Source organism: Bradyrhizobium sp. (genome assembly GCF_035309285.1).
Taxonomy (GTDB): Bacteria; Pseudomonadota; Alphaproteobacteria; order Rhizobiales; family Xanthobacteraceae; genus Bradyrhizobium.
In genome coordinates, this window is the sequence record NZ_DATGFH010000112.1 from 1 (window position 1) to 26,064 (window position 26,064).

At 63.6% G+C, this 26,064-nt stretch carries 28 protein-coding genes and 1 pseudogene; 14 read left to right on the forward strand and 15 right to left on the reverse strand.

The window, feature by feature from the left end; genetic code table 11:
* Nucleotides 1-220 precede the first annotated feature (220 nt).
* The 4 genes from VKR55_RS22300 to VKR55_RS22315 all read right to left on the reverse strand — a co-directional run bounded on the left by VKR55_RS22300 (nucleotide 221) and on the right by VKR55_RS22315 (nucleotide 3,936).
* Nucleotides 221-751, reverse strand: a complete 531-nt coding sequence (locus VKR55_RS22300) for a cupin domain-containing protein (RefSeq protein WP_324406689.1) — start codon at nucleotides 749-751, stop codon at nucleotides 221-223.
* A gap of 90 nt (nucleotides 752-841) precedes the next feature.
* Complete coding sequence (locus VKR55_RS22305) at nucleotides 842-1,936, reverse strand: mandelate racemase/muconate lactonizing enzyme family protein (protein ID WP_324406691.1); 1,095 nt, start codon at nucleotides 1,934-1,936, stop codon at nucleotides 842-844.
* Between the two features lie 226 nt (nucleotides 1,937-2,162).
* Nucleotides 2,163-3,353 carry a glutamine-hydrolyzing carbamoyl-phosphate synthase small subunit gene (carA, locus tag VKR55_RS22310; protein ID WP_324406693.1) on the reverse strand — a complete coding sequence of 397 codons (1,191 nt, stop codon included), beginning with the start codon at nucleotides 3,351-3,353 and terminating at the stop codon, nucleotides 2,163-2,165.
* 76 nt (nucleotides 3,354-3,429) lie between these two features.
* Nucleotides 3,430-3,936 (reverse strand): GNAT family N-acetyltransferase, encoded by a 507-nt coding sequence (locus VKR55_RS22315; protein ID WP_324406695.1) that lies wholly within the window; start codon nucleotides 3,934-3,936, stop codon nucleotides 3,430-3,432.
* Between the two features lie 106 nt (nucleotides 3,937-4,042).
* On the opposite strand from VKR55_RS22315, the gene VKR55_RS22320 reads away from it, so the two are divergent.
* The 3 genes from VKR55_RS22320 to VKR55_RS22330 are packed head-to-tail and all read left to right on the forward strand — an operon-like array spanning nucleotide 4,043 to nucleotide 6,599.
* Entirely contained in the window at nucleotides 4,043-4,498 is a 456-nt protein-coding gene (locus VKR55_RS22320) for a GatB/YqeY domain-containing protein (protein WP_324406697.1), read from the forward strand.
* Between the two features lie 14 nt (nucleotides 4,499-4,512).
* Entirely contained in the window at nucleotides 4,513-4,980 is a 468-nt protein-coding gene (locus tag VKR55_RS22325) for a hypothetical protein (protein WP_324406698.1), read from the forward strand.
* Nucleotides 4,981-4,991: 11 nt separating this feature from the next.
* Nucleotides 4,992-6,599, forward strand: a complete 1,608-nt coding sequence (locus VKR55_RS22330) for an acyl-CoA synthetase (protein ID WP_324406700.1) — start codon at nucleotides 4,992-4,994, stop codon at nucleotides 6,597-6,599.
* Between the two features lie 101 nt (nucleotides 6,600-6,700).
* On the opposite strand, the gene VKR55_RS22335 is transcribed toward VKR55_RS22330, so the two are convergent.
* The 5 genes from VKR55_RS22335 to VKR55_RS22355 are packed head-to-tail and all read right to left on the reverse strand — an operon-like array spanning nucleotide 6,701 to nucleotide 8,980.
* A complete protein-coding gene (locus VKR55_RS22335) occupies nucleotides 6,701-7,219 on the reverse strand; it encodes an SRPBCC family protein (protein ID WP_324406701.1) in 519 nt (172 codons plus the stop codon).
* Nucleotides 7,220-7,251: 32 nt separating this feature from the next.
* On the reverse strand, nucleotides 7,252-7,725 hold the full coding sequence (locus VKR55_RS22340) for an SRPBCC family protein (RefSeq protein ID WP_324406703.1): 474 nt from the start codon (nucleotides 7,723-7,725) through the stop codon (nucleotides 7,252-7,254).
* Nucleotides 7,718-8,191, reverse strand: a complete 474-nt coding sequence (locus VKR55_RS22345) for an SRPBCC family protein (RefSeq protein ID WP_324406704.1) — start codon at nucleotides 8,189-8,191, stop codon at nucleotides 7,718-7,720. Before VKR55_RS22345 ends, VKR55_RS22340 begins: the two co-directional genes overlap by 8 nt.
* A complete protein-coding gene (locus VKR55_RS22350) occupies nucleotides 8,188-8,673 on the reverse strand; it encodes an SRPBCC family protein (protein WP_324406705.1) in 486 nt (161 codons plus the stop codon). Before VKR55_RS22350 ends, VKR55_RS22345 begins: the two co-directional genes overlap by 4 nt.
* Nucleotides 8,666-8,980, reverse strand: a complete 315-nt coding sequence (locus tag VKR55_RS22355; protein ID WP_324406706.1) for an ArsR/SmtB family transcription factor — start codon at nucleotides 8,978-8,980, stop codon at nucleotides 8,666-8,668. The genes VKR55_RS22350 and VKR55_RS22355 overlap by 8 nt, the downstream gene beginning before the upstream one ends.
* 198 nt (nucleotides 8,981-9,178) lie before the next feature.
* Between VKR55_RS22355 and VKR55_RS22360 the strand changes: the two genes are divergently transcribed.
* On the forward strand, nucleotides 9,179-9,640 hold the full coding sequence (locus VKR55_RS22360) for a GNAT family N-acetyltransferase (protein WP_324406707.1): 462 nt from the start codon (nucleotides 9,179-9,181) through the stop codon (nucleotides 9,638-9,640).
* Between the two features lie 60 nt (nucleotides 9,641-9,700).
* Here VKR55_RS22360 and VKR55_RS22365 read toward each other — a convergent pair whose 3' ends face one another.
* Nucleotides 9,701-10,390: a 2-phosphosulfolactate phosphatase gene (locus VKR55_RS22365; protein ID WP_324406709.1), complete on the reverse strand. Its 690-nt coding sequence runs from the start codon at nucleotides 10,388-10,390 to the stop codon at nucleotides 9,701-9,703.
* On the opposite strand from VKR55_RS22365, the gene VKR55_RS22370 reads away from it, so the two are divergent.
* A complete protein-coding gene (locus VKR55_RS22370) occupies nucleotides 10,383-10,685 on the forward strand; it encodes a hypothetical protein (protein WP_324406711.1) in 303 nt (100 codons plus the stop codon). The two genes, VKR55_RS22365 and VKR55_RS22370, sit on opposite strands and share 8 nt — an antisense overlap.
* A 286-nt stretch (nucleotides 10,686-10,971) precedes the next feature.
* Entirely contained in the window at nucleotides 10,972-12,570 is a 1,599-nt protein-coding gene (locus VKR55_RS22375; protein WP_324406713.1) for an FAD-binding oxidoreductase, read from the forward strand.
* Between the two features lie 164 nt (nucleotides 12,571-12,734).
* Here the strand turns inward: VKR55_RS22375 and VKR55_RS22380 are convergent, their stop codons facing one another.
* Nucleotides 12,735-13,115 (reverse strand): nuclear transport factor 2 family protein, encoded by a 381-nt coding sequence (locus tag VKR55_RS22380; protein WP_324406715.1) that lies wholly within the window; start codon nucleotides 13,113-13,115, stop codon nucleotides 12,735-12,737.
* A gap of 303 nt (nucleotides 13,116-13,418) precedes the next feature.
* On the opposite strand from VKR55_RS22380, the gene VKR55_RS22385 reads away from it, so the two are divergent.
* The 3 genes from VKR55_RS22385 (at nucleotide 13,419) to VKR55_RS22395 (ending at nucleotide 16,118) form a co-directional block, all read left to right on the forward strand.
* Complete coding sequence (locus VKR55_RS22385) at nucleotides 13,419-14,756, forward strand: LVIVD repeat-containing protein (protein ID WP_414642415.1); 1,338 nt, start codon at nucleotides 13,419-13,421, stop codon at nucleotides 14,754-14,756.
* A 2-nt stretch (nucleotides 14,757-14,758) separates the two neighbouring features.
* Nucleotides 14,759-15,304, forward strand: coding sequence for a hypothetical protein (locus VKR55_RS22390; protein ID WP_324406718.1), 546 nt, complete (start codon nucleotides 14,759-14,761; stop codon nucleotides 15,302-15,304).
* 196 nt (nucleotides 15,305-15,500) lie between these two features.
* Nucleotides 15,501-16,118 carry a LysE family translocator gene (locus tag VKR55_RS22395; RefSeq protein WP_324406719.1) on the forward strand — a complete coding sequence of 206 codons (618 nt, stop codon included), beginning with the start codon at nucleotides 15,501-15,503 and terminating at the stop codon, nucleotides 16,116-16,118.
* A 15-nt stretch (nucleotides 16,119-16,133) separates the two neighbouring features.
* Here VKR55_RS22395 and VKR55_RS22400 read toward each other — a convergent pair whose 3' ends face one another.
* Both VKR55_RS22400 and VKR55_RS22405 read right to left on the reverse strand, forming a co-directional pair.
* Nucleotides 16,134-16,970 (reverse strand): PhzF family phenazine biosynthesis protein, encoded by an 837-nt coding sequence (locus VKR55_RS22400; RefSeq protein WP_324406721.1) that lies wholly within the window; start codon nucleotides 16,968-16,970, stop codon nucleotides 16,134-16,136.
* Nucleotides 16,971-16,981: 11 nt separating this feature from the next.
* Entirely contained in the window at nucleotides 16,982-17,197 is a 216-nt protein-coding gene (locus VKR55_RS22405; protein WP_324406723.1) for a DUF1127 domain-containing protein, read from the reverse strand.
* Between the two features lie 86 nt (nucleotides 17,198-17,283).
* On the opposite strand from VKR55_RS22405, the gene VKR55_RS22410 reads away from it, so the two are divergent.
* Entirely contained in the window at nucleotides 17,284-18,621 is a 1,338-nt protein-coding gene (locus VKR55_RS22410; protein WP_324406725.1) for an aminotransferase-like domain-containing protein, read from the forward strand.
* Between the two features lie 209 nt (nucleotides 18,622-18,830).
* Here VKR55_RS22410 and VKR55_RS22415 read toward each other — a convergent pair whose 3' ends face one another.
* Nucleotides 18,831-19,649 (reverse strand): N-formylglutamate amidohydrolase, encoded by an 819-nt coding sequence (locus tag VKR55_RS22415; protein ID WP_324406726.1) that lies wholly within the window; start codon nucleotides 19,647-19,649, stop codon nucleotides 18,831-18,833.
* A gap of 340 nt (nucleotides 19,650-19,989) precedes the next feature.
* Here VKR55_RS22415 and VKR55_RS22420 point away from each other — a divergent pair, with 340 nt between their 5' ends.
* From VKR55_RS22420 to rpoD, 3 genes are all read left to right on the forward strand, one after another.
* Nucleotides 19,990-20,388, forward strand: a complete 399-nt coding sequence (locus tag VKR55_RS22420; protein WP_324406727.1) for a gamma-glutamylcyclotransferase family protein — start codon at nucleotides 19,990-19,992, stop codon at nucleotides 20,386-20,388.
* 239 nt (nucleotides 20,389-20,627) lie between these two features.
* Nucleotides 20,628-22,616 (forward strand): DNA primase, encoded by a 1,989-nt coding sequence (gene dnaG, locus VKR55_RS22425; RefSeq protein WP_324406729.1) that lies wholly within the window; start codon nucleotides 20,628-20,630, stop codon nucleotides 22,614-22,616.
* Nucleotides 22,617-22,932: 316 nt separating this feature from the next.
* Complete coding sequence (gene rpoD, locus VKR55_RS22430) at nucleotides 22,933-25,089, forward strand: RNA polymerase sigma factor RpoD (protein WP_324406731.1); 2,157 nt, start codon at nucleotides 22,933-22,935, stop codon at nucleotides 25,087-25,089.
* A gap of 88 nt (nucleotides 25,090-25,177) precedes the next feature.
* Here the strand turns inward: rpoD and VKR55_RS22435 are convergent, their stop codons facing one another.
* On the reverse strand, nucleotides 25,178-25,498 hold the full coding sequence (locus VKR55_RS22435) for a hypothetical protein (protein ID WP_324406733.1): 321 nt from the start codon (nucleotides 25,496-25,498) through the stop codon (nucleotides 25,178-25,180).
* Nucleotides 25,499-25,622: 124 nt separating this feature from the next.
* Here VKR55_RS22435 and VKR55_RS22440 point away from each other — a divergent pair.
* Nucleotides 25,623-25,907 (forward strand): annotated as a pseudogene (locus VKR55_RS22440) (sigma-70 family RNA polymerase sigma factor); the annotation flags it as partial.
* Between the last annotated feature and the right edge of the window lie 157 nt (nucleotides 25,908-26,064).

Here is a 26,064-nt window from a genome sequence, read left to right on the forward strand (position 1 = left end):
GAACGCCACATCCCGAGCTCGATCGCAACCATGCGCGCCCGCCTGATCAAAGCCCTCATCAAAACCTTGCCGCAATGTCCGTGCTGCGGCGCCCGCGCAGCATCGAACAGACGTAGACGCCCATGACGCAGTAAGATTAGCGAAGCGTAACCCACCAATTCTGTCCGCGGACTTGGTGACGAAAGAGGTGGGTTACGCCTGGCGGCTAAACTAACCCACCCTACGAAGCCCGCGTCCACAACCTCACGAGCGGCCCGTCCGCGCCCATCACCGGATCAGTCTTTGGCAAGGCGACCTTCGGAATCGTCGTGAGCGCGCTGGCATGATTTTCCGGAGTCGGCCGCTTCAAATCCATCGGCGGCCCCGGCGGATAGGCGCCGACCACGGAGAAGTCCTGGGTGGCGGCGAGGCATTGATGCCCGGTGCCGGCAGGCAGGATTGCGATGTCGCCGGCGGAAATCTCCAGCTCCCTGCCGTTGTCGCCGCCGAAGCGCACGCGGGCATGTCCGCGCGCGATGCCCAGCACTTCATGCACGGTCGCATGATAATGCAGGAAGTTGTAGACGCCGTTCCGCCACATGTCGCCCCAGCCGTTGGCGCGGAACAGTCTTTCGATCGTCTCTTCGGGATGACCGCGATCGAGATCGACCGCGCCCTTGTAGACCAGGAATGGCATCGGATTGTTCGGCACGAGGCCGTCGTCGGCGAAGACGATGGTGGCGGGCTCGATATCGGTGCGGACGGCAGACATGAAATCCTCCTCCTCACGAAAAGCCAAGTAAAGCCAATTTAAATCCAGGTATGGATCAAACCAGCCGCCGACGCTGGCGTTCCGTTCCGGCTAAATCCGAAACCTCATCACCTCGTCCTTGAAGGCGAGCCCGTGGCCCGGTCGCTCCGGTGCCGTGATCATGCCGTTCTTGATCTCGGGCGGGTCGACCCAGAGATCGTCAAGCAGCCCCATGTTTTCGCACCAGATCCCGTTGGGGATCGAGGCCAGCAGGTGCACGTTCAATTCCGGAAACAGATGCGGCGCGATGGTGACGCCCCAGGTGTCGGCTAGCGTAGCGATCTTGCGCAGGTCGGTCATGCCGCCGCGCATCGGGTCGGGTTGCAGGATCGGCAGGCAGGGATTGAGGAAGAATGGCCTGAGATCGTAACGCGTGAAATGGGTTTCGCCGCCGACCACGCGCATGTCGAGGCTTGCTGCGATGCGCTGGTAGCCGGCGAAATCATCGGCCGGCACCGGCTCCTCGAGCCAATAGATGTTGTATGTCTCGAACTTGCGTCCCATCTCGATCGCAACGTCTGCGCTCCAGCCCATGTTGACGTCGATCATGATGTCGATATCGGGCCCCACCGCCTCGCGCATGCGGCGCACATTGTCGAGGTCCTCGGCGGGCTCGCGGACATGCGCGACCTGCATCTTGATGGCCTTGTAGCCCTGCTTCACGTAGTGCAACGCCTTCTCGATCATGCCGTCGCCGCCGGCGCCGCGCCAGCAGCCCGAGCCGTAGACCGGAATTTGCGAGCGGTAATGGCCCCACAGCCGGTGCAGCGGCAGGCCGGCGCGTTTTCCGACCGCGTCCCACAGCGCGATGTCGAGCGCCGACATCGCCATCGCGGCGATGCCGCCGCGGCCGTAGGTCATGGTCGCGGTCCACAGATCGCGCCAGATCGCCTCGATGGCGGTGGCGTCCTTGCCCTTGACGCGCGGGATGATGCACTCCTCGAGACACGCTGCGATCGATTTCATTCCGGGTCGGAACAGAAACAGATACCCCATGCCGGTGATGCCGCTCGATGTCTCGACGTCGCAGATCAGGATGTCGCGCATGGGCCCCAGCGCATGGCCCTTGAGCCAGGGATCATCGGGCCAGGGCATGCGCAGCATCGTCACGCGAATGTCGCGAATGGTCATGTCGGGGTTGGTCATGGGAGCTGTTTCCTTGGGGCTTTCCCTTGTTGGCCTGATCATGTTCGCTGATCTAGCGCCGAGGAAGTCAACCACAGAAAGCCGCCGCTCATCCAGCGCCGCGCGACATGTCCGCAATGCGCAGGCGATGACGCCTCGCTTTGTCATGCCCGGACTTGATCCGGGCATCCATCATTTTTCAAGGAAGATGGATCGCCGGGTCAAGCCCGGCGATGACGATCTTGCGTCAGGCCCGCTTCTTCGCGCGCATCAGATTGGCGAAGCGGTCGAACAAATAGTGCGAGTCGCGCGGGCCGGGCGAGGCCTCGGGGTGATACTGCACCGAGAACACCGGCTTGCCGTCGAGCTGGATGCCGCAATTGGAGCCGTCGAACAGCGAGATGTGCGTTTGCGTCGCGCCTTTCGGCAGAGTCGCCTGGTCCACGGCAAAGCCGTGGTTCATCGAGGTGATCTCGACCTTGCCGGTGGTCTCGTCCTTCACCGGGTGATTGGCGCCGTGATGGCCCTGGTGCATCTTTTTGGTCTTGGCGCCGACGGCCAATCCCAGCATCTGGTGGCCGAGGCAAATGCCGAAGGTCGGCGTGCCCGACTCGATCACCTTCTTGATGACGGGCACCGCATATTCGCCGGTCGCAGCGGGATCGCCGGGGCCGTTGCTCAAGAACACGCCGTCCGGCTTCATCGCCAGAATGTCTTCGGCCGAGGTGGTCGCCGGCACCACAGTGATCTTGCAGCCGACGCCGGCCAAGAGACGCAGGATGTTGCGCTTGATGCCGTAGTCGATCGCGACCACGTTGAACTCAGGGCTCGTCTGCCGGCCAAAGCCCTTCTCCCACGCCCAGGGCGTCTCGTCCCAGGTGAAGCGTTGGGCGGAGGTCACCAGCGGCACCAGGTCCATGCCCTCGAGGCCCGGCCATTCGCGTGCCTCTTCCTTCAGGCCATGCAGATCGAACTTGCCGTCCTTCGCATGCGCGATCACGGCGTTCGGCATGCCCTTGGAGCGGATCAGCGCGGTCAGCGCGCGGGTATCGATGCCGGAGAGGCCAACGATGCCGCGGGCCCTCAGCCACTGATCGAGATGGCGCGTGGCGCGGTAGTTTGAGGGATCGGTGATGGCGGTGCGCAGGATCACGCCGCGCGCGCCGGGCGTCGCCGCCATGTTCACCGTCTCGATATCTTCCTCGTTGGTTCCGACATTGCCGATATGCGGGAAGGTGAAGGTGATGATCTGCCCGGCATAGGAGGGATCGGTCAGGATCTCCTCATAGCCGGTCATCGCGGTGTTGAAGCAGACCTCGCCCACGGCGTGGCCTTCGGCGCCGAAGCCAAAGCCTTCCAGCACCGTGCCGTCGGCGAGCACAAGGAGCGCGGTCGGATTGTGGTCCGGCCAGGCGGCGTCGTTTTCTGATTGTGTCATGAGCCCGCTACATAGTCCGGGAAAGGTCCGCCGTCAAAGCCGCAAGTGGCGGATTCACATGCGCTTTCGGCGGGTCTCAATCCCGAGTCAGGAACCTGACCATCAGGATCTCGTCGAAATAGCGATTCCCGTCCTTCAAGGCCTTCATTTCGCGGCCATATTCGGAAAATCCCGTTTTTCGATAGAGCCGGATGGCCGCCTCGTTGTCGCTGGCGACGCCGAGTTGAAGCTGCTCCACGCGGCCACTGGCATGATCGACGATCGCCGCGATCAGGCGCTGACCGAGGCCGGAGCCGCGCGCGGCCTTGCGGATGTACATGCCCCAAAGCCCGGCCTTGTGGCTCACCTTGGCGCCCTCCTGCGGCCAGTAGCCAGCAACGCCGAGCAGCTCGCCTCCGTCAAAGGCGCCGAACACATGGCCTTTGACGATCCGCTCCGCGAACCAGTCGAGCGGCATGGCGCTTTCGCGTTCGAAGGTCGAGGAGAACGCCTCGGGGTTGCGCTGCAGTCCCTCCAGGCGGATGTCGCGATAGGCAACGGCGTCGGAGGGCGTGAGCGGTCGGATGCTCGGCGGGGTCGTCACGTCCAGGGAACTCGGTTGTTTCTCGGCCCGGAACGGCCTAGATCAAACGGCCTGGATCACTTGAAGGCCTAGATCACCTGGCGACCGGTTTGAAGAGGGTATGCCCATGCTGCGCGACGACATCAACACTGCCGTGAAGGAGGCCATGAAGGCCAAGGATGAGCGCAAGCTCTCCACGCTGCGCATGGTCAATTCGACCATCAAGAACGCCGACATCGCCGCGCGCGGGGAAGGCAAGCCTCCGTTGAGCGATGCCGATCTGCTCGGCGTCCTGCAGAAGATGATCAAGCAGCGCCAGGAAGCAATCTTGCTCTATGACAAGGGCGGCCGCGCCGAGCTCGCAGCAGCGGAGCGGGAGGAGATTGCGGTGATCTCTGGATACTTGCCGAAGCAGATGTCGGAGGACGACGTGAAGGCTGCGATTTCCGCCGCTATCGCCGAGACGGGTGCGGCCGGGATCAAAGACATGGGCAAGGTGATCGGCGCCCTGAAGGCGAAGTACACCGGGCAGATGGACTTTGCGAAGGCGAGCGGGCTGGTGAAGGCCGCGCTCGGCGGATAGCAGCGGAGGCTTCGATGTTCCGTGTGGCCGTGGACAGCCTGGAAGCCTATTTCGCTTTTGATCCCGACCGCACCGGCGAGCTCAAGGCCCTGGATGCCCTGATCCAAAAAACCGCGCCCAGCCTGAAGCGTCATTTCCATGCGGGCACGCCAGCGGGCGAAGCCGGCATGCGCGTCAAGCTGATCGGCTACGGACAGTTTCAATATGCGATCAAGTCCGGCAAGACGACGTCATGGCCGGTGATCGGCGTCGCGCTGCAGAAGCACTACATCAGCGTCTACATGGCGGTCACGAGGAACGGCAAGTCGCTGGTGTCCTGTTATGCCGGCAAGCTCGGCGCGCTGCGCTCCGGCGGCAACAATTTCAGCTTCGAGAAATTCGCGGACTTGAATGCGCCCGTGGTCGGATCGCTGTTTACCGAGGCCGCAACGATCTTCAAGGCCGACAAGGAGAACCCGGTTCGCTACATGCAGGGAAGCTAGGTTCGACCGCGATGCTCATCGAGACCGACAGCTACGACCAGCTCTATCGCGATTTTCGCTGGGACATTCCGCCGCGATTCAACATGGCGGTTGCCTGCTGCGACCGCCATGCGGATGGATCGAATCGCCTCGCGCTGATTTATGTCGATGAGGATGGCGGCGCCAGGCGCACTTCCTTTGACGAGATGCGCGCGTTCTCGTGCCGGTTTGCCAATGTGCTGGAGGCCGACGGGCTTTCGCGCGGCGACCGCGTCGCCGTGTTCCTGTCGCAGTCGCTGGAATTGCCGATCGCGCATCTTGCGGCCTGGCGCGCCGGTCTCGTCTCGGTGCCGCTGTTCACGCTGTTTGGCGAGGACGCGCTGCAGTTCCGTTTGCAGAACTCCGGTGCGAAAGCCGTCGTGACCGATGAAGGCGGCTGGGAGAAGCTTGCGAAGATCCGCGACCGGCTGCCGGAGCTGAAGCACATCCATGTCGCCGGGCGCGCGAGCGCCGGCACAAAATCGTTCTGGTCCGCGATCGAGGCGGCTTCCGATTCCCACACCGCCGTCGACACCTCTTGCGACGATCCCGCGATCATCATCTACACCTCCGGCACGACCGGAAACCCCAAGGGCGCGCTGCACGCCCATCGCGTGCTGCTCGGCCACCTGCCCAATATCGAGATGGTGCATGGCTTCTTCCCGAAGCCCGGCGACGTGATGTGGACGCCGGCCGACTGGGCCTGGATCGGCGGGCTGTTCGATGCGCTGTTTCCGGCCTGGTATCACGGCGTGCCGGTCGTCGGCCATCGGGCGAAGAAGTTTGAGCCGCAGGCCGCGATGCAGCTCCTGGCCGATCACGGCGTGCGCGTGGTGTTCCTGCCGCCGACCGCGCTGAAGCTGATGCGGCAGGCTGGCGTCAAGCATCCGGGCGTGAAGCTGCGCAGCATGCTCTCGGGCGGCGAGTCGCTTGGCGCCGAATTGCTCGACTGGGTGCGCGCCACCTTCGGCATCGACGTGCACGAGATCTACGGCCAGACCGAATGCAATCTCGTGGTCGGCTGCAACTCAAAACTGTTTACGATCCGCCCCGGTGCGATGGGCAAGGCAACGCCCGGCTTCGATGTGCGCATCGTCAGCGACAAGGGCGAAGAGCTGCCGCGGGGTGAGCGCGGCATCATCGGCGTGCGCCAGCCAAATCCCTGCACCATGCTTGAATATTGGAGCAATCCGGAAGCGACGGCGAAGAAATACGCCGGCGGATTCCTGCTCACCGGAGATCTCGGCCGCCAGGATGAGGACGGCTATTTCTGGTACATGAGCCGCGAGGACGACGTCATCACCTCGGCCGGCTATCGCATCGGCCCGTCGGAGATCGAGGATACGCTCCTGAAGCATCCCGCGGTGGCTCTCTCGGCGGTGGTCGGCATTCCCGATCCGATCCGCACCGAGGCGGTGAAAGCCTGGATCGTGCTGCGCCCCGGCTTTGCGCCGAGCGAAGAGTTGGCGCGCGAAATCCAGGATTTTGTCAAAGTGCAACTCGCCGCCCACGAATACCCGCGTCACGTGGAGTTCGCGGAGACGCTGCCGATGACCGCAACCGGCAAGGTGCTGCGGCGGGAGCTAAGGGCGAGGGGCTAGGGTACTCGTCATTGCCGGACTTGATCCGGCAATCCATCATTCTGCGCAAGAATCCTTTTGATTGATGGATACGCGGGTCAAGCCCGCGTATGACGAGTGCATCAAGAACCCGGCGTCGCGATGCCCAACTCCTTCAGTGCTGCGAGCATCCGCTCGGGCGGGCCCATCTTCACCACCAGCGGCTTGCCGGTTTCCAGCACGCTTTTGAGCCCGGAAAGGATCGCCGGCCAGCCCTGGCGGCCGCCGGACAAGATGTCGTCAGAGAGCGGCCGGTCGTGCGCCTCGCTCATGGTGAGCTTCACCGCTTCGCCGACCTGCTCGATCTCGTAGGTCACGAGCGTCGGCCCGAGCTTTTCGATCAGCGCCGGCCAGTTGACGTTGAAGGTGTAGGAGAGCCGCCGCGGCGGATCGCATTCCATCACCTCGCCCGAAATATGCAGCGCGCCGTCCCCCGTGCGCACGATATAGGCGCCGCCGACCCGCTGCTCGATCTCGACCGAATTGCCGAAGAAATACTTTCGGCTGAACTCGGCCGAGGTCAGCGCTTCCCACACCTTCTCCGGCGTGGAGGCGATGTAAATGGTGTAAACCGTCATCGGCTTGAACTGGTCGATTGTCATGTCAGCACGCGCCTTCCGATAAAGTCTCATCGCTACGCAACACCCTCGATCCCCATCGCCGCCGGCGGGATCGCGAGAGCCTTGCCGGTCTCGAGCAGGCTCTTGAGGGAAGAGAGAATCGCAGGCCATCCCTTGGAGATGCCGTTAAACAGCTTGCTGCCAGCGCCAAAGCCTTCATGCGTCACGGTCAGCTTCACGAGCTTGCCGTAAGCCTCGATGGTGAAGGTGACCGTGGTCGCTCCCTCCTGGCGCATCTCTTCGTCCAGCTCGTGCTTGAAGGTGTAGGCGAGACGCCGCGGCCGGTCGGCTTCCAGGATTTCGCCGGTGTCGGTGGTCTGGCCGCTCATCACCAGCGCAACCGGCGAGCCCACCGTCCAGTTCGACCTGACCTCGGTATCGAACCAGTACCGCCGGGTGAAGGCGCTTGATGTCAGCGCCTCCCATAATTTTTCCGGCGTGGTCTCGATATAGGTGACATAGATGAACTCAGGCCGGCTCTCAGGCATCGCATCGTTCCTCGGGCGGCCGGGTCATAGGCAGATCGGCCGGCAATTCGCGCCCGGTCTCCAGAAAACTCTTCAAGCTCGCTATCACCATCGGCCAGCCGCCGGAGATGCTCCGGAAGGTTTCGCCGCGCTCGTCGAGCTCGTCGTGCGTCACAGTCAGCTTGACGACCTTGCCGCGCGGCTCGATGTCGAAGGTGACGCGCGAGGTGCGCTCGCGGCTCGCGCCTTGCTTCACCACGTCCCAGCTATAGGTGAGCTTTCTCGCTGGATTCGCGACGAGCACCTTGCCTTCGACGGCGCGCTGGCCGTCCTTGGTGAAATGAAACGGCGATCCCGCCTTCCAGTCCGACGTGGCGCGGTAGCCGAACCAGTAGCGTTCGGTGAAGTCGCTGTTGGTCAGCGCATGCCACAGTTTCTCGGGCGTCGTCTCGATATAGGTGGTGTAGACGAATTCCGGCTTGCTCATCGCACTCCTCCCACGGCCATCTTCGCTTTGGTGACAAGTCCCTCGTACCAGGGTGCGTACAGCACCTTGCCGCATTCGATGTAGCTCTTGAGGCTGCACAGGATCAGCGGCCAGCCCATGCTGACCTTCTCGAGCACCGGGCTATTCGGCTCGAAGCCGTCGTGGATCATGGTGAGCCTGACCTGGTCGCGCTGCCGCTCCAGCTCGAAGGTGACGCGCGACGGCTTTCCGCCGTCGGAGCCGTCATGGGCGAGGAACGAATAAGCGAGCCGGCGCAGCGGATCGTATTCGAGGACCTTGCCGGTAACGTCGTTGTCGTGATGCGCAAGCCGCAGCGTGAACGGCGAGCCGACCGTCCAGTCGGAGACGACGGAATTGCCGTGCCAGTAGCGCTCCGACATTTTCGTGTCGGTCAACGCCGCGAACACCTTCTCCGGCGTCGACGCGATATAGGTGGTGTAGACGAATTCAGGCTTACTCATCGCGTTTCTCCAGTTGCCTTTTCAGTTCCGAGAGCGCGGTGAGCTTGCCGCGCTCGAATTTCCTGATCCACCGCTCGCCGATCTGATGGATCGGTACCGGGTTGAGGTAGTGCAGCTTCTCGCGGCCGTGCTTGTAGGTGGTGACAAGGTTGGCCTCTTCGAGAATCGCAAGGTGCTTCGTCACGGCCTGACGGGTCATGTCGAGGCCGTCGCAGAGCTCGTTCAGAGTCTGTCCGTTTCTGGCGTGAAGCCTGTCCAGCAGGGTTCGCCGTGAGGCATCTGCCAGCGCTTTGAAGACTTCATCCATGGTCAGGATAATAGGCAACCAAATGGTTGCATGTCAAGCGCGGAGTTTCGGCCGTTCTGTTCACGGCTGCGAGAGCGAGGATGCGTACTGACAGCTTCGGTCCGATTGTCGCCCGATCGCGGCATGGCTAGGATCAAGGCCGCTGTCCGGAGGCATCGATGGCGACGTGCACGATCATCGGCATCCAAGGAGCGTTGCTTGGCATTGATCATCCGAAGCCCTGATATCGATGAGCTACCCGGCCTCTCCGATCTCTGTTTCAGATCCAAGGCGGTGTGGGGCTATGACGAGAAGTTCATGGAGGCGTGTCGTCGGGAGTTATCGTTCGCTCCGCAGGATCTCGAACAGACGCATGTCGCCGTTGCGGAAGAGGATGGCAGGATACTTGGTGTCGTACAGATCAGGATCAGCGCCGCGGAAGCTGAATTGTTGAAGCTCTTCATCGAGCCGGAGGTGGTGCGAAAGGGGACGGGGAGGGCGCTCTTCGCCTGGGCGACGGACGTCTCAAGGAGGACGGGGGCAAGTCGAATCGTTGTCGAGGCGGATCCCGGGGCTGCCCCGTTCTATCGCAAGATAGGAGCACGCGACGCCGGACAGGCGCCCTCGGGGTCAATACCGGGCAGGATGCTGCCAAGGCTTGTGTTTGACGTCTTGCGATAGCCGGTCACAACGCCCCCGGACGCAGCGAGCCTGAGGATCAGGGCTAGCGCGTGGCCACCATCAAGCCGCCACCTTCCGTGCGACCAGCCTTTCGTCCTCGGAAAAGATGCGCACCGCAAAATCATGGCGGTCGATGTCGAGCGCGATATCGAGATCGCCGGGATGCAGATGCGGCTTGGCCGGATCGTGGAAATCCGGGATCTGCGGGCCTGCCATAATCACGTCGCGCGTCCCCGACAGGCTGCCGCGCCGGCCCTGCAGGAGATTGCGCAGATGAATGGCGCAGAGTTCATCTTCGTCGCTGCGCCGCACCGCCTCCAGACCCATCGCCACCAGCGTGACCTCTGCCGGCGCGTCCTTGAGGATGGCGCGTGCTGTCGCCGTGGCGGTGAGCAACGATCCGGCATAGAGCCGCGTGGCGTGCCTCGCTGCGACGATGCCCTGCGTGCCGGCGCTGGTGCGCTGGATGATGGTGCGGCCCTTGAGGTCCGCCCGTGATGCCTCGAACGGCGAATTGCCGAGATCGAACCCGGGCGGTGCGCGGCCGCCGACCTCTCCCATGCAGAGATCGCCGACGCCGGCCGCGCGCAGCGCCAGCGCCTCCTCGACGTCGCGGACGATGATGATTTTGGTTGCACCCTTGGCCAGCGCGACGGCGGCCGTCGTGAAGGCGCGAAAGACATCAATGATGACGACTGCCCCGACGGCGCGCTCGGCGCCCGCGAGCAGGCTATCGATTCGAATGTTCAAGCGTATCACCCCACGACTATATGCGTTCCGGTCAGGAAGCGCGGCGCTGCCGGCTGCAGCCGTTCCCGGACTTTTCATGCGTCAGCCGGACGGCTTTCGCCTCTTCTTCATTTTCGGCTTCGATGTCTTTCCTTTGATGGCCTCGGCCTGGCGGCTGGAAAGCCGTCGCAAGCGCACGCAGGCCCTCCGCCCGTTCCGGGTCGGCGGTTCGGCCGGCGGCTTGCTCGGCCTTCTCGGCCTGCCTGCGGAAGAATTTCTTTTCTTTCACCATCGGAGTCCGGGATCGCTGCGTTGAAATTCGTGCATGATGTCGGTAGCTCTACCTCAACATTCAGCTTTGCGGCAATCGGGGCGCCCATTCGTCATGGCATTCCTCTCCGAGTGCAGGACCTCGCAAATTTGTTTGCGCCAGCGTAGTGCACGGCGGGCCGCCGGCAGGGCGTCCGGCGCGCCGAATGAGCCGCAGTTCCGCGGCGATCCGATGTAAGGCCGCTGCGGTCTTTCATGCTCTCCCTCGACGGCGTATTGTTTCGATCGAACGAGCCCAGATCCGGGAAGCTTTCGAATCCTGAGGAACGCCCATGACTGGCGCAAGGCTGAAGCACTACGGCTGGGGGCGCGAAGGCGAAGGCATGAGCGCAGAGGAGCGGAAGTTTGTCCTCGGCCGCTACCGTGCAAAATTTGCAACTGATGAATTCGACACGCTCGCAGTCCCGGGCCTCGAGGACCTCTCGTTGCCGGAACCGCGTGTGCTGGCGCCGGCGCCCTTCGCCGCTTTCTGCACGAGCGAGCGCTACGATCGCGCCGCGCACACCTATGGCAAGTCCTATCCGGACTATGTCAGGGCCATGCTTGGCGATTACCATTGCGCGCCCGACGTCGTGGCCTATCCGCGCAACGAGACGGAGATTTCCGCTGTCATGGACTGGGCAGGGTCGGTCGGCGCTTCGCTGACGCCATTCGGAGGCGGATCGAGCGTTTGCGGCGGCGTCGAACCGCGCCTTGATGGCATCAAGCACAAAGCTGCCGTCACCCTCGATCTGCGCAATCTTTCCACAGTCATCGAAGTGGATCCGGTATCGCGGGCCGCATCGATCGAAGCGGGAGCGTTCGGTCCGTCTCTGGAAGACCAGCTCAAGCCGCATGGACTCACCTTACGGCACTTTCCACAGAGCTTTGAATACTCGACTCTCGGCGGATGGATCGCGACGCGATCGGGCGGCCATTTTGTGAGCCTTTATACCCATATCGACGATTTCGTCGAAAGCTTGCGCGTCGTGACGCCGGTCGGCGTCGTGGAGACGCGCCGGCTTCCCGGTTCGGGTGCGGGGCCCAGTCCCGACCGCATGTTCATCGGCTCGGAAGGGATCCTTGGCGTGATTTCACGCGCCTGGATGCGATTGCAGCGCCGTCCGAGATTCCGTGCCGCCGCGTCGCTTCGTTTCCCCTCATTCTTCGACGCCGCGCGCGCCGTGCGTGCGGTCGCGCAAGCCGGCCTTTATCCGTCAAATTGCCGGATTCTGGACCCGCAGGAGGCCTTCAATACAGGTGCGGGCGACGGCAGCGCCGCCATCATGGTGCTCGCATTCGAATCGGGCGATCATCCCTTGGATGCCTGGATCGCGCGTGCGCTTGAATGTTGTGCGGACCACGGCGGAACGCAGGAGAAGGCGGAGTCCGGCGATGCGCATCTGCAAGGCGCGGCAGGCGTCTGGCGCAACGCGTTTATCCGGATGCCCTATGCGCGCGAATTCCTGACGCCCGCGGGCCTCATCAACGACACATTCGAGACCGCCATCACCTGGGATCGGTTCGAAACCTTTCACGACAAGGTCAAGACGGCAACCGAACGCGCGATTCTGGAAGCGACCGGCGTCAGAGGCGAAGTCACCTGCCGCTTCACCCACGTCTATCCGGACGGGCCTGCGCCCTATTTCACGTTCCATGGCCGCGGCCGACACGGCGCGCTTCTCGAGCAGTGGCAGGCTATCAAGAATGCGGCAAGCGACGCGCTGATCGCGGCAGGCGGCACCATCACGCACCATCATGCCGTCGGTCGCGACCACAGACCCTGGTATGACCGGCAGCGGCCGGAGCTCTTCGCCGCCGCGTTGCGAGCAGCCAAGCGCGAACTGGATCCGCAAGGTATGCTCAACCCGGGCGTCCTGATTGATCCTTGAAGCGCGCCCCGTCGCGGGACCTACCGCATCACATTCGCCGTCGCGTCGTTCCATATCACAGGAGGTGGCTGGCTCGATCACGGGAAGCGCCCGGCTCGCGCACGAGCGGCGGTTCCGCGGCTGAGGCTTGCGTGGCCGCCGGTCCGAAGAAAGCGGCTCCGTCGTCAGCCTGGCTGCTCGACAAGGTGCGCACGGGAAGGCGCAGGGTCAAATCGATCGGCGAAATATTGCGTTTCGTTAGCCACCAATCCGTCGCGGAATTCCATGATGCTCACTGAATATGATGGTATGCCGTCATAGCTGAGCACAAATTCAGTGACCCAGAGATCGCCACTCCCGACAATTCGCCTGACCGCAAAGCGCTTCCTGTTTGGCTGGACGAATCGGCTCTCCTGAATGTTGCGCCGGCCGCAGATCCGCTCGCCGGACTGCGGGTAGTGAAGCACGGCATCTTCGCGGTAGATCTCGTGTTCGACATCGAAATCGCCCGCGTCCGAAGCATCCCAATGGCGTTGCAACGCCAGCCGCACAGTTCGATCATCCATCTCAACCTCCCAAGTGCGCCAGCGCATCAGGAATGAATAGCTGGCTGGCCGCCATCAAATTGCAGGTCCGGATCGCGAATTTGTTTTGCGCCAGCGTAGTGCAAAGCGCCCCGGCTCCGCTATGATGTCGCGGTCGCAAGAGCCAGCGAAGATTGGCAAGTCAAGGTAGGGTGGGTCAGCATGATCGGGCGCGTCAGACTCTTAGCTCTGTCGGGATTCTTCTCGACATTTTTAATCATCGGCTGCGCGGGGAGCGCGGCGGCACAAGAGCAAAGGATCGGTGCGCCGCCGGAAGCCCAGAACATGAAGCTGGTCGGCTATAACGACCTGCAGGGGCGCGCCGCCTATCAGCCGACCATCCACCACCAGGGCGACCGCTGGATCGCCTATATCGGCCATCACGGTGGCACCGATGCCGTTCCCGATCCCGTCAATCCCTTGACGAGCAAGGCCGAGCCGAACGGCACCTCGATCGTCGACGTCACCGATCCCGCGCATCCGAAATACCTGCACCACATTCCGGGGCAGCAAGGGAAATACGAGTCCGGCGGCGCGCAGATGGTGCGCGTCTGCGACGGCAAGAGCCTGCCCAAGGGCGATCCGAACGCCGTCTACATGCTGCGCGCGGTCGGCAGCCAGGGCCATGAGATCTGGAACGTCGCGGATCCCGCCAATCCCGTGCTCGTCACGCATATCGGCGAGGGCTTGAAAGATACGCACAAGAGCTGGTGGGAGTGCGACACCGGCATTGCCTATCTCGTCTCGGGCGTGCCGGGGTGGCGCGTGCGCCGCATGACTGAGGTCTATGACCTCTCCGATCCCGCCCATCCGCTGAAGATCCGGGATTTCGGCCTGCCGGGCCAGGAGCCGGGCTCGACCGGCCCCGTGCCGACCGAGCTGCACGGACCGATCTCGCTCGGCCCCGAGGCCAATCGTATCTATTTCGGCTACGGCACCGACAAGAACGGCATTCTGCAGATCGTCGATCGCAACAAGCTTCTGAACGGACCGAAAGAGCCGACGCCGGAAAACCTGCGCTATCCGGAAGTGGGGCGGCTGACGTTGTCCGCCTTCAACGGCGCACATACGGTGTTTCCGATGAAGGGCATGCCGATTGCTGAATTCGCCAAGGACAAGGACGGCCAGACCCGCGACATCGTCATGATCGTGGACGAGGCGCTCCTCAACGAGTGCGGCGAGCCGAGGCAGATGGTGTGGTTCGCGGACGTGACCATCGAGGCGCGGCCGATGATCATCTCGAGCTGGACGGTGCCGGAGGCGAGCGGCCATTTCTGCGAGCGTGGCGGCCGCTTCGGCTCGCATTCCTCGAACGAGAACATGGCGCCGGTGTTCTACAAGAAGATGGCCTTCATCGCCTTCTTCAATGCCGGCGTGCGCGCGCTCGACATCCGCGATCCCTATCATCCGAAGGAAGTCGGCTATTTCATTCCCGCGATCACCGACAAGACCGACAAGCGCTGCGTCACCGTCGACGGCAACGACCGCTGCAAGGTCGCGATCCAGACCAACAATGTCGAGACCGACGATCGCGGCTACATCTATATCGTCGACCGCGCCAACACCGGGATGCATATCCTGGAGCTGACGGGGCCCGCGCGCGCCATCGCCGGACTGAAATAGCGATGTTGCGCTGGCTCGTCGTCGCGATCGGGGTGCTCACGGGGAGCGCGCTGTCGGGCGTTGGCGCTTACCAGCTGATCCACCCGGCGATCGAGCGCAGCGACGGGCGCTGGCAGGAGATCGCCTGGCCGTTCCCGCGCGACGGCTGGCCCGCGGGGCGCGCGTTCCGCTGCGAGGCTTGCGGCGGCGTCGAGATCTATGTGCGGCCGAAGATCGGCTTCTGCAATTGCGATACGGGTGTCGCCGATGACGACGAGGTCGATCGCGTCACCGACCTTGATCTGATCAGCGAGCGCTTTGCGCCGACGCAAGCCGGCCATGTGGTTCGCGTCGCCGATCTGAAGGGCCGCGCGCGGGCCTACGACTTGAAGATGCCCGATGGCTCCGACCACGCCGCCATCGGCATCGCGCTCTCGCATCACTGCGACCTCCTGGTCGCGGTGGCGCAGGGCAACGCGGACCGCGCAAAGTTGACGCGCCTTGCACTGGACTATCTCACGACAGGCGCGATGCATCACTGGATGATGGCGGAGTTGGGTGGGAGTTAGGTGTATTCAGTCGTAGGGTGGGCAAAGGCGCTCTTGCGCCGTGCCCACCATCTCCAGCAACGGTGGGCACGCGGAGCCTGTCATCGGGCCGCGCGTTCGCGCGGACCCGTTGGCTTTGCCCACCCTACGATCTTCCACCGTGGCTCCTATCGTGCATTAATACAGAGACCAAAATCTCCCACCCACAGAGTCCCCCATGTCCCTTCAGGTCTATCTCGCCTTTGTCGCCGCCTGCATTGCGCTTGCGCTGTTGCCGGGACCGGTTGTCACGCTCTTGATCGCCAACGGCCTGCGCCATGGCACGCGGGCGGCGCTGATCAACATTGCCGGCGTGCAGACGGGGCTGGCGATCGCCATCGGCATCGTCGCGGTGGGCCTGACCTCGCTGATGGCGACCATGGGCTACTGGTTCAACTGGGTGCGGCTGGCAGGCGCGGCCTATCTCATCTGGCTCGGCATCAAGCTGATCCGCGTCCCCATCGAGGGCATTGCGGCCGAGGCCGCTCCGCCTCCGCCGCGCGGCGGCTTCTTCCTGCAGGGGTTGGTCGTGCTGCTCTCGAACCCCAAGCTTCTGGTGTTCTTCGGTGCGTTCCTGCCGCAGTTCATCGACATGAACAAGGACCACCTCTCACAGGTGGCGCTGCTCGGCGTCACCTTCATGGTGATCGCCGGTTTTACTGACGGGCTCTACGCGCTTGCCGCGGGCCGCGTGCGCACGCTGTTCTCGAAGCGGCGCACACGGCTGGTGTCGCGCATCTCGGGCTCATTCATGATCGGCGGCGGCATCTGGCTCGCGCTGACGCGGGCGCGCTGACGCTGGCCTTGGCCGTCACAGCGTGATCGTGCCGGTGACGCAGGTGGCGACATCGCCGCCGATCCAGATCACCTCGCCCTCCCGCGCGACATGGACCCGGCCGGCGCGGCCGAGCGCCGTGCCTTGGGCGGCGACGTAACGCGGCTTTGCAATCCCGGCGCCGATCAGCCATTGCGCGAGAGAAGCATTGAGGCTGCCGGTCACGGGGTCCTCGGCGCCGCGCGCGGTGAAGGCGCGGACCTCGAACTCAGCCTCGCCGCCGTCGCGCGCCGCGTCCCATGGCGCCACCACTCCGATCGGCTGATCGGGCAGCACGGTGCCGTCGCGCTTGAGCGCGAGCACCTCGGCGCGCGAGCCGAGCAGCACCGCGACCCAGCCGGGTCCATTGTCCGCCCATTGCGCGGCCTTGATCGCCTGCTCGCCAACGCCAAGCGAAGCGGCGATACGGCTGAGCAGATCGGGTTCGACGTTGCCGGAACGCCGCAATGGCGGTGCGGCGAAGGCAAGCCGAGTGCCATCGCGCTTGATCCGCACCAGGCCCGCGCCGCATTCCTGGATCACGGCGTCGGCCTTCGGCTTGTGGCCGAGCGCGAGCCAGGCATGACAGGAGCCGAGTGTCGGATGGCCTGCGAAGGGCAACTCGCGCGCCGGCGTGAAGATGCGGACATGATAGTCGGCGGTCGCGTCCTTCGGCTGCAGCAGGAACGTGGTCTCGCTGAGATTGGTCCAGTTGGCGATCGCCTGCATCCCTCGTTCATCGATCCCATCGGCCTCGGCGATGACAGCCAGCGGATTGCCCTTGAACGGCGCGGAAGAGAACACGTCGAGCTGATAGAACGGCAGTTTGCGCATCGGCTGCTCTCCTAATCACGCCAGAATGGTTTGAGCGCCTCGCGGCGCACCGCAATCGGATCGAGCCCGCAGTCCCGCATCTGCTCCGCGTCGAGGCTCATGAGTTCGTTGCGCCGGCCCGCGCGCTCGATCCAGAGCCGGGGCAGAACGATGAGCCCGGCGAGGACGCCACGCGACCGCGCCGCCGCCCAGGGCTGAACGAGAGTATCGGCCATGATCGCCACCATTGCTCTCCAACTTGGCTGTTGCCTCAGGAGCAATGGCTCAGTACAAATCTCGGAGCAATCGAAACATTGCTCTCGGAGCAATATAAATGACTGCCTCCTACACGGCGCTGGTCGACATCATCGCCGCCGACATCGCCGCTGGCAGACTGAAGGCGGGCGAGCGGCTGCCGCCACAGCGGCACTTCGCCTATGAGAAAGGAATCGCGGCCTCAACGGCGGCGCGTGTCTATGCCGAGCTCTTGCGGCGGGGGCTCGTCGTGGGCGAGGTCGGCCGGGGCACATTCGTCGCGGGCCAGGAACCGCAGCCGCCGTTTCGGGCGGAGCCGTTCGATGGCCGCATCGATCTCGAATTCAACTTTCCGACGCTGGCGGATCAGGCCGCGCTGATCGCGAAGTCGCTTTCCAATTGGCAGCAGCCGGAGCTGCTGGGCAGCGCGCTGGCGCCCGTTACGCAGCGTCGGCTCACTGAAGCCGCTCGCGTCAGCGCCGATTTCTTCATGAGCAACCGTTGGCGCCCGCGCGCGGAGGATTTTTTGTTTGCGGGCAGCGGCCGGCAGGCGATTGCGGCGGCCGTGGCGGCGCTGGTGCCGGTCGGCGGGCGGCTTGCAGTGGAGGCGCTGACCTATCCGATGATCAAGGGCATCGCGGCGCGACTTGGCGTCACGCTGGTGCCGATCGCAATGGACGGCGAGGGCATCAGGCCCGATGCGCTCGCCAAGGCGCATCGCACCGGCGCGCTGAGCGCTGTGTATCTGCAGCCGGTCATGCAGAACCCGCTCGGCCGCACCATGAGCGAAGTGCGGCGCGACGAGCTCCTGCGCGCGGTGCGCAAGCTCGACCTCGTGATCATCGAGGATCTGATCTATGGCTTTCTGGCCGATGAGCCTCCGCTCGCCGCCGAGGCCGCGGAGCGCTCGATCGTGGTCGACAGCCTCTCCAAGCGGCTTGCGCCGGGTATCGCCGTCGGTTTCCTGCACGTTCCGACGCAAACCCGGGAGCGCGTTGCGGCGGCGTTGCGCACCGGCACCTGGTCGGTCACGCCGCTTGCGCTCTCCCTTGGCATGCGGCTGCTGGCGGATGGCACCGCAGCCGAGATCACGCGGCGCAAGCGCGTCGATGCGCTTGCCCGCCAGGCTATCGTTGCCGATTGTCTCGCAGGCCAACGCATCGAAACCGATCCACGCTCCTATCATGTCTGGCTCGAGCTGCCGGAGGGCTGGCGCGCCGAGGCGCTCACCGCCGCCGCGGCGCGCGCCGGCATCGCGATCACGCCGGCTAGCGCGTTTGCCGTCGCACCCGGCCATTCGCCGAACGCGGTGCGTCTCGCGCTCGGCCTGCCGAGCCATGCCGAGTTGCGCAAGGCGCTGACGCGCCTTGCCGCGTTGCTGGCGGCGCGACCGGAGGAGACCGATGTCACGGAATAGACGCCTGGCGTCGAGATTGCGGAGGCGAGCTTCCTTCCTTCCCCCCTTGTGGAAGAAGGTGGCACGAACGTAGTTCGCGCCGGATGAGGGGTATGCATCCGCGAGTCCAAGGAGCAATTGTCGCACGGAGAGATACCCCTCACCCGGATCGCATCTTCGATGCGATCCGACCTCTCCCACAAGGGGAGAGGTGATTTGTCACCGCGGCGCTAGCTTGACTTAGTTTGGCCGCTCACGCCGGAACTCAACGTCTCCGCGATCGCGGTGAGGATGCGCGCGAGCCGTTCCGCCCATTGCTGCTGGCCGCTCTCATCGGCGATCAGGTCCTGCCGGATCTCGATGCCGGTATTCGCGAGCCCGCGCGCCTCGCCGTGCAAGGGAATGGTGTAGTCGGTCTCCTCGCCGACCGCATAGGGCTCATTGTCGCCGACCACGAGATCGCCCTCCGCGCGCAACGCCTGCAACAGCAGCGGCGCCAGCGTCTTGTCGCGATGATAGAGCGTGCCGATGTGCCAGGGCCGCGCCACGCCGGCATAAACCGGCGTGAAGCTGTGCAGGGACACCAGCATGGTCGAACGCTTTTCGCGCAGGCGCCGGTCGATCACCGCGTCGATGCGGCGGTGATAGGGATCGAAGATCTCGCGCCGCCGCATCTCGGCATCCTCGCGCGAAATCCCTTCATTGCCCGGAATGGTGGTGGCTTCGCTCAGCAACGGAATCGCGCTTGCGACATGCGGCGGGCGATTGCAGTCGATCACAAGCCGCGAGTAGCGCTGCGCGATCAGATGCGCATCGAGATGCTTGGCGAGCCGCTCGGCAACCCCGGCAATGCCGATATCCCAGGCGATGTGGCGGGAAAGCTCGCTCTCGGGCAGGCCGAGGTCGCCCAGCGCTTTCGGAATCCTGCGGCCGTAGTGGTCCGACGTGAGCAGGAATGGCGAGCGCCCTTCCGCATTCTGCTCCAGGACCGGATCAACGTCGTTAACGCCAAGGAGCAGCGATGTTTCGCGCGCGAGCTCGGAATCCATCTTTCATTGCCTGTCGAAGGTGAGTAGACGATCTGGAATTGGACAGCGAGCGCTGTAGATTAGGGCGCCAAGAATCACGTCAAGAAACTCGATCATATCACGAAGATATTGTAACGATGTCGAGGCCCGCGATTCATCTGTCTGAGCATTCCGTCATTCCGGGGCGCCCGAAGGGCGAACCCGGAATCTCGAGATTGTTTTGCGATTCTTCAACAACGTCGAGATTCCGGGTTCGATGCTTCCGCCTACGCGCGAGGGCGCTTCGGCGGACTCCTACCCGGCGAAGCTCGCGTGGCGAGCGTAGACGGGTCGCATCGCCCCGAAATGACGGATACGTTACATGACCTCCGACCGCCTCTTCGTCTACGGCACCTTGATGCGCGGCTATGTGCATCCGATGGCAAAACTGTTATCGGCCAATGCTGACTTCCTGGGCGAAGCGAGCTGCCGCGGTCGGCTTTATCTGGTGAAGCATTATCCCGGACTGGTGCTCTCCGATGATGCCGCCGACATCGTCCACGGCGAGCTCTATCGCCTGCGCGAGGCGCAAGCGCTGCTCCGCGAGTTCGACATGTACGAAGCCTGCGGCGAGGGCTTTCCCGAGCCCACGCAATATGTCCGGCAGATGTTTTCCGTGACGCTTGCCGGTGGCTCGGAAAGCGAAGCCTGGACCTACCTCTACAACTGGCCGGTCGCGAAGCTGACGCGGATCGAGTCGGGCAGGTTTTTGGGGAAATAGCTCCAAAGGTCGTCATTCCGGGGCGCGCGGAGCGCGAGCCCGGAATCCATATCCCCCGGCTGTGGTTATGGATTCCGGGCCTGCGCCTGCGGCGCATCCCGGAATGACGACGTGGATGGACCTGTGAATAGCCCGGACAACGTGGACTCTTCCCATACTTCAAGCGGTTCTCCCGATATGCCTAGCCGGTTGCAAACCGCGCCAAGACATAAACCCGCGACTCAGCGAAAATTCGCCCCATGCGCTTCACGCCCCAATTCCTTGACGAACTGCGTGCCCGGCTTCCGGTTTCGGAAGTCGTGGGCAAGCGCGTGAAACTGAAGCGGGCGGGGCGGGAGTGGAAGGGGCTGTCGCCGTTCCAGCAGGAGAAGACGCCGTCGTTCACCGTCAACGACCAGAAGGGATTTTACCACGACTTCTCCTCCGGCAAGCACGGCAACATCTTCGACTTCGTGATGGAGACCGAGGGCGTCACGTTCCCGGAAGCCGTGGAGCGGCTGGCGTCGATGGCCGGTGTGCCGCTGCCGGCGGTGACGGCTGATGCCGCACGCGTCGAGCAGCGCCGCAAGACGCTCTATGACGTCATGGAACTCGCCGCAAAATTCTTCGCCGACACGCTGGCGTCGCGCAACGGCGCGAAGGCGCGCGGCTATCTCGGCGACCGCGCCATTTCGCCCGCGACGCAATTGCAGTTCCGCCTCGGCTATGCGCCGCCGGATCGCTTTGCCTTGAAGGAATCTCTGGGTGCGCAGGGCATTCCGGTCGAGGACATGGTCGAGACCGGCTTGCTGATTGCGGGCGACGACATTCCCGTGCCCTATGATCGTTTCCGCGACCGCGTGATGTTTCCGATTCTCGACGCGCGCGGCCGGGTGATCGCCTTCGGCGGCCGCGCGCTGGAGAAGGACGTGCCGGCGAAATATCTGAACTCGCCCGAAACGCCGCTGTTTCACAAGGGCGACAATCTCTACAACCTCGCGAGCGCAAGACAGGCCGCGCATAACGGCGCGAGCCTCATCGTCGTCGAAGGCTATGTCGACGTCATCGCCATGGTGACGTCGGGCTTCGGCGGCGCGGTGGCGCCGCTCGGCACTGCGCTCACCGAAAACCAGCTCACGCTCATCTGGAAGATGGCAGACGAGCCGATCCTCTGCTTCGATGGCGACCGCGCCGGACAGAAGGCGGCCTGGCGCGCTGCGGACCTCGCGCTGCCGCTGCTTCAGCCTGGAAAGAGCCTGCGCTTCGCGCTGTTGCCGGAAGGCCAGGACCCCGACGATCTCGCGCGCTCCGGCGGGCGCGGCGCGATCGAGGAGGTGATCGGCGCATCCCGTCCGCTCGCGGACGTGTTGTGGTCGCGCGAGATCGAAAGCGGCAGCTTTGGCACGCCCGAGCGTCGCGCGGCGCTGGAAGCACGCATCGGCGAGCTTGCCAATTCGATCCGCGACGAAGTGGTGCGGCGCTATTATCGCCAGGATTTCGCGAGCCGGCTTCAGCAGACCTTCGCGCCGGAGGCCCCGCGCGGCTTTGCCGGCAAGGGCTATTTTCGCGAATCACGTCGTTTTCCACAGCGCCTCCCCAACTCCGGGAGCCGGTTTTCCACAGGCCGCGGGCAGGGCTTCGCTCCCGCTCAAACGCTGGGCCGCGGGCCTTACCAAGCCGCATCGCCCCAGCTTGCCAACAGCCCGATCATGCGCGGCCAGCGCTCGGCGCTCTCCCGCCGCGAGGCGCTGATCCTGCAATGCCTGATCAACCACCCCTGGCTTTTGCACGAGCATCTGGAGGAGGTGGCGGCGCTGGAATTGGCCCACGGCGAAGCCCACAAGCTCCGCGCAGCCATCATCGCGGCCTTCGCCAACGACCATCACCATGCCGCGGATCCGGACCAGCAGGCCGAGAAGATGCGGGTCGACCTCGCGGCGGCCGGATTTACGCAATTACTTCAAAGAGTTGACCGCTCGATCACGACGCCGGCGGTGTGGGCGGCCCGCGAAGGTGCGGCGCGGGATGATGTTCTTTCCACGTGGCATCAACTGGTTGCCTTGCATCGGCAATGGCATTCCCTACTTAGGGAATTGAAAGATGCTGAGCTGGCGCTGGGCGAGGAGGCGAGCGAGGCCAATCTGGCCTGGTTGCGCGATGTGAAGGGCCGGATGGCCGAGGTCGACGGCACCGAGGCCCTGATCGAGGGATTTGGCGAGCTGTCCGGCCGGTTCCAGAAGTCGGTTTAAGGAGAGAATGGCGCAGAAGGGCGGTAGCCTTGCTGTGAAATGACTCGCCAAACCCGGGGTTTGGCTGCAAGAACAGGGTTAAGCGAGGCTTAATATCACTCCATTAATCGGAGTTGCGAACCTACCTAGAGAGATTCGGGGGTGGCGATGATTTGCGCCGCCCTTTATGCGTCTGACGCATATCCCGGAAAGCACGGATTTTTCCAGGGGACCATGCGTCATAAGTCTAGGCACCAGATGTCGAGACCGGCGCAAGCGAGAACAAGCGGGCGCGGCAACGCGCCTCACGTGGAAAGCGCGTTTCGGAGAACACTGAATGGCCACCAAGGCAAAGACGCTGCAAGTCAAGGACAAGGAAAAAGACGACAAGGCAGCGGACGCCCCCGAGAAGGATGCCCCCGACGCGCCGTCGCCGTTGCTCGACCTTTCGGATGCTGCCGTCAAGAAGATGATCAAGCAGGCCAAGAAGCGCGGCTTCGTGACCTTCGATCAGCTCAATGAAGTGCTCCCCTCCGACCAGACCTCGCCCGAGCAGATCGAGGACATCATGTCCATGCTCTCCGACATGGGCATCAATGTCACCGAAGCCGATGACAGTGACGGCGAGGAGGACAAGGACGAGGCCGGCGACGACGATACCGACAACGAGCTCGTCGAGGTCACGCAGAAGGCTGTCACCGAGGTCAAGAAGAGCGAGCCCGGCGAGCGCACCGATGATCCCGTGCGCATGTATCTGCGCGAGATGGGCACCGTCGAGCTGCTGTCGCGCGAAGGCGAGATCGCGATTGCGAAACGCATCGAGGCCGGCCGCGAGGCGATGATCGCTGGCCTCTGCGAAAGCCCGCTGACCTTCCAGGCCATCATCATCTGGCGCGATGAGCTCAACGAAGGCAAGATCTTCCTCCGCGACATCATCGATCTCGAAGCGACCTATGCCGGCCCCGACGCCAAGAACAATCCGGGCATCATCGGCGCGCCCGTTGGTCCTGACGGCCAGCCGGTCGTGAACGGGGACGCCGCTGCGGTTGCAGTGCAGGCCGCAGCGCCCGCGCATGTCGCCCCGCCCGCGGCGCCGCCGTCACCGACGCCGTTCCGCCCCGCGCCTGCTGCTGCCGCACCGGGTGCCATCGATAGCGATGGCGAGGAGAAGGATCCCGGTGAGGCCGCCGCCGAAGCCGACATGGAGGACGACGAGTTCGAGAACCAGATGTCGCTTGCCGCGATCGAGGCCGAGCTCAAGCCGAAAGTCGTCGAGACCTTCGACAAGATCGCTGACAACTACAAGAAGCTGCGCCGCCTGCAGGAGCAGGATATTTCCAACCAGCTTCAGAACGAGACGCTCTCGCCCGCGCAGGAGCGCAAGTACAAGAAGCTGAAGGACGAGATCATCGTCGAGGTGAAGTCGCTGCGGCTGAACCAGGCGCGCATCGACTCGCTGGTCGAGCAGCTTTACGACATCAACAAGCGCCTCGTGTCCCACGAGGGCCGGCTGATGCGCCTTGCCGACAGCCACGGCGTCGCGCGCGACGATTTCCTGCGCAATTATCAGGGCTCGGAGCTCGATCCGCGCTGGCTCAACCGCGTCTCGAAACTCTCCGCCAAGGGCTGGAAGAATTTCGTCCATCACGAGAAGGACCGCATCAAGGAGCTGCGCCACGAGGTGCAGTCGCTGGCGGCGCTGACGGGGCTCGAGATCGGCGAGTTCCGCAAGATCGTGCACGGCGTGCAGAAGGGCGAGCGCGAGGCGCGCCAGGCCAAGAAGGAGATGGTGGAAGCCAACCTCCGCCTCGTGATCTCGATCGCCAAGAAATACACCAACCGTGGCCTGCAGTTTCTCGACCTGATCCAGGAAGGCAACATCGGGTTGATGAAGGCGGTCGACAAGTTCGAGTACCGCCGCGGCTACAAGTTCTCGACCTATGCGACGTGGTGGATCCGGCAGGCGATCACCCGCTCGATCGCCGACCAGGCGCGCACCATCCGCATCCCCGTGCACATGATCGAGACCATCAACAAGATCGTGCGCACCTCGCGCCAGATGTTGAACGAGATCGGCCGCGAGCCGACGCCTGAGGAACTGGCCGAGAAGCTCGGCATGCCCTTGGAGAAGGTGCGCAAGGTCCTCAAGATCGCGAAAGAGCCGCTCTCGCTGGAAACGCCCGTCGGCGACGAGGAAGACAGCCACCTCGGCGACTTCATCGAGGACAAGAACGCGATCCTGCCCATCGATGCGGCGATCCAGTCCAACCTGCGCGAAACCACCACGCGCGTCCTGGCGTCCCTGACCCCGCGCGAAGAACGCGTGCTCCGCATGCGCTTCGGCATCGGCATGAACACTGACCACACGCTGGAAGAAGTCGGCCAGCAGTTCTCGGTGACGAGAGAGCGTATTCGCCAGATCGAGGCGAAGGCGCTGCGGAAGCTGAAGCATCCGAGCCGGTCGAGAAAGCTGCGGAGCTTCTTGGATAACTGAGGAAGCACGCTCTCGGCATCTTCCTCGAAATATTATCTGCTAACATAGCTCCTTCGAGAATTCGGGAAGCTGGCGAGGCGATGACTCGTCAGCGGGCTGTCGAAAGAGCGTCGCCAAGGTCCGGACGCGGCGGCGGCGGACAGCATGGAAAGTTCGGGTCGTGCTTGATTTGTATTGCGCTGTATCGCATGCCGGGCGGTGAATACGGCGGCACCTGCTTGATAGACACGCGACCAGTCCTGTCCGGCGTAATGATAGTGCCGCCGCCGTCGTTGAAAATGCCGCCGACATACACCCTCGGCGTTTTCCCTTTATTCCTGTTCGTGACGGGTCCGGCGACCGCATTGCTGAGGCCACTGCATACCATTACCAGCGCAAGTGCGAGGCTTAGGCCTTTGGCGTAGCTCATGATCGTCTTTATCTCCTGTTGTGAAGCGAAGCGACCATCCGCTTCGACTGCGCGCGGTGTATAAGCGCGAGATCGGCGCCCGCCCGTGATCCAAATCACCATGCACCGTTAGGTGACTTGTCGCGGCGATTTCATCGAGGACAAGAACGCGATCCTGCCCATCGATGCGGCGATCCAGTCCAACCTGCGCGAGACCACCACGCGCGTGCTGGCCTCGCTCACCCCGCGCGAAGAACGCGTGCTCCGCATGCGCTTCGGCATCGGCATGAACACCGACCATACGCTCGAAGAAGTCGGCCAGCAGTTCTCGGTGACCAGAGAGCGTATTCGCCAGATCGAAGCGAAGGCGCTAAGGAAGGTGAAGCATCCGAGCCGGAGCAGGAAGCTGCGGAGCTTCCTGGATAACTGATTTGTAAGTCAGCTTTGACTGTCATTGCCGGGCTTGACCCACGGCTGTCCGGTTTAGCTTTGGCATAGGCTGAGGCTCATCTGTCGCTGATCTTTGATGATTGGCGGAGGCGGATCGAGGAGGCGATCGATCCGCCGTCGCTGCATGAGGTTTTGAG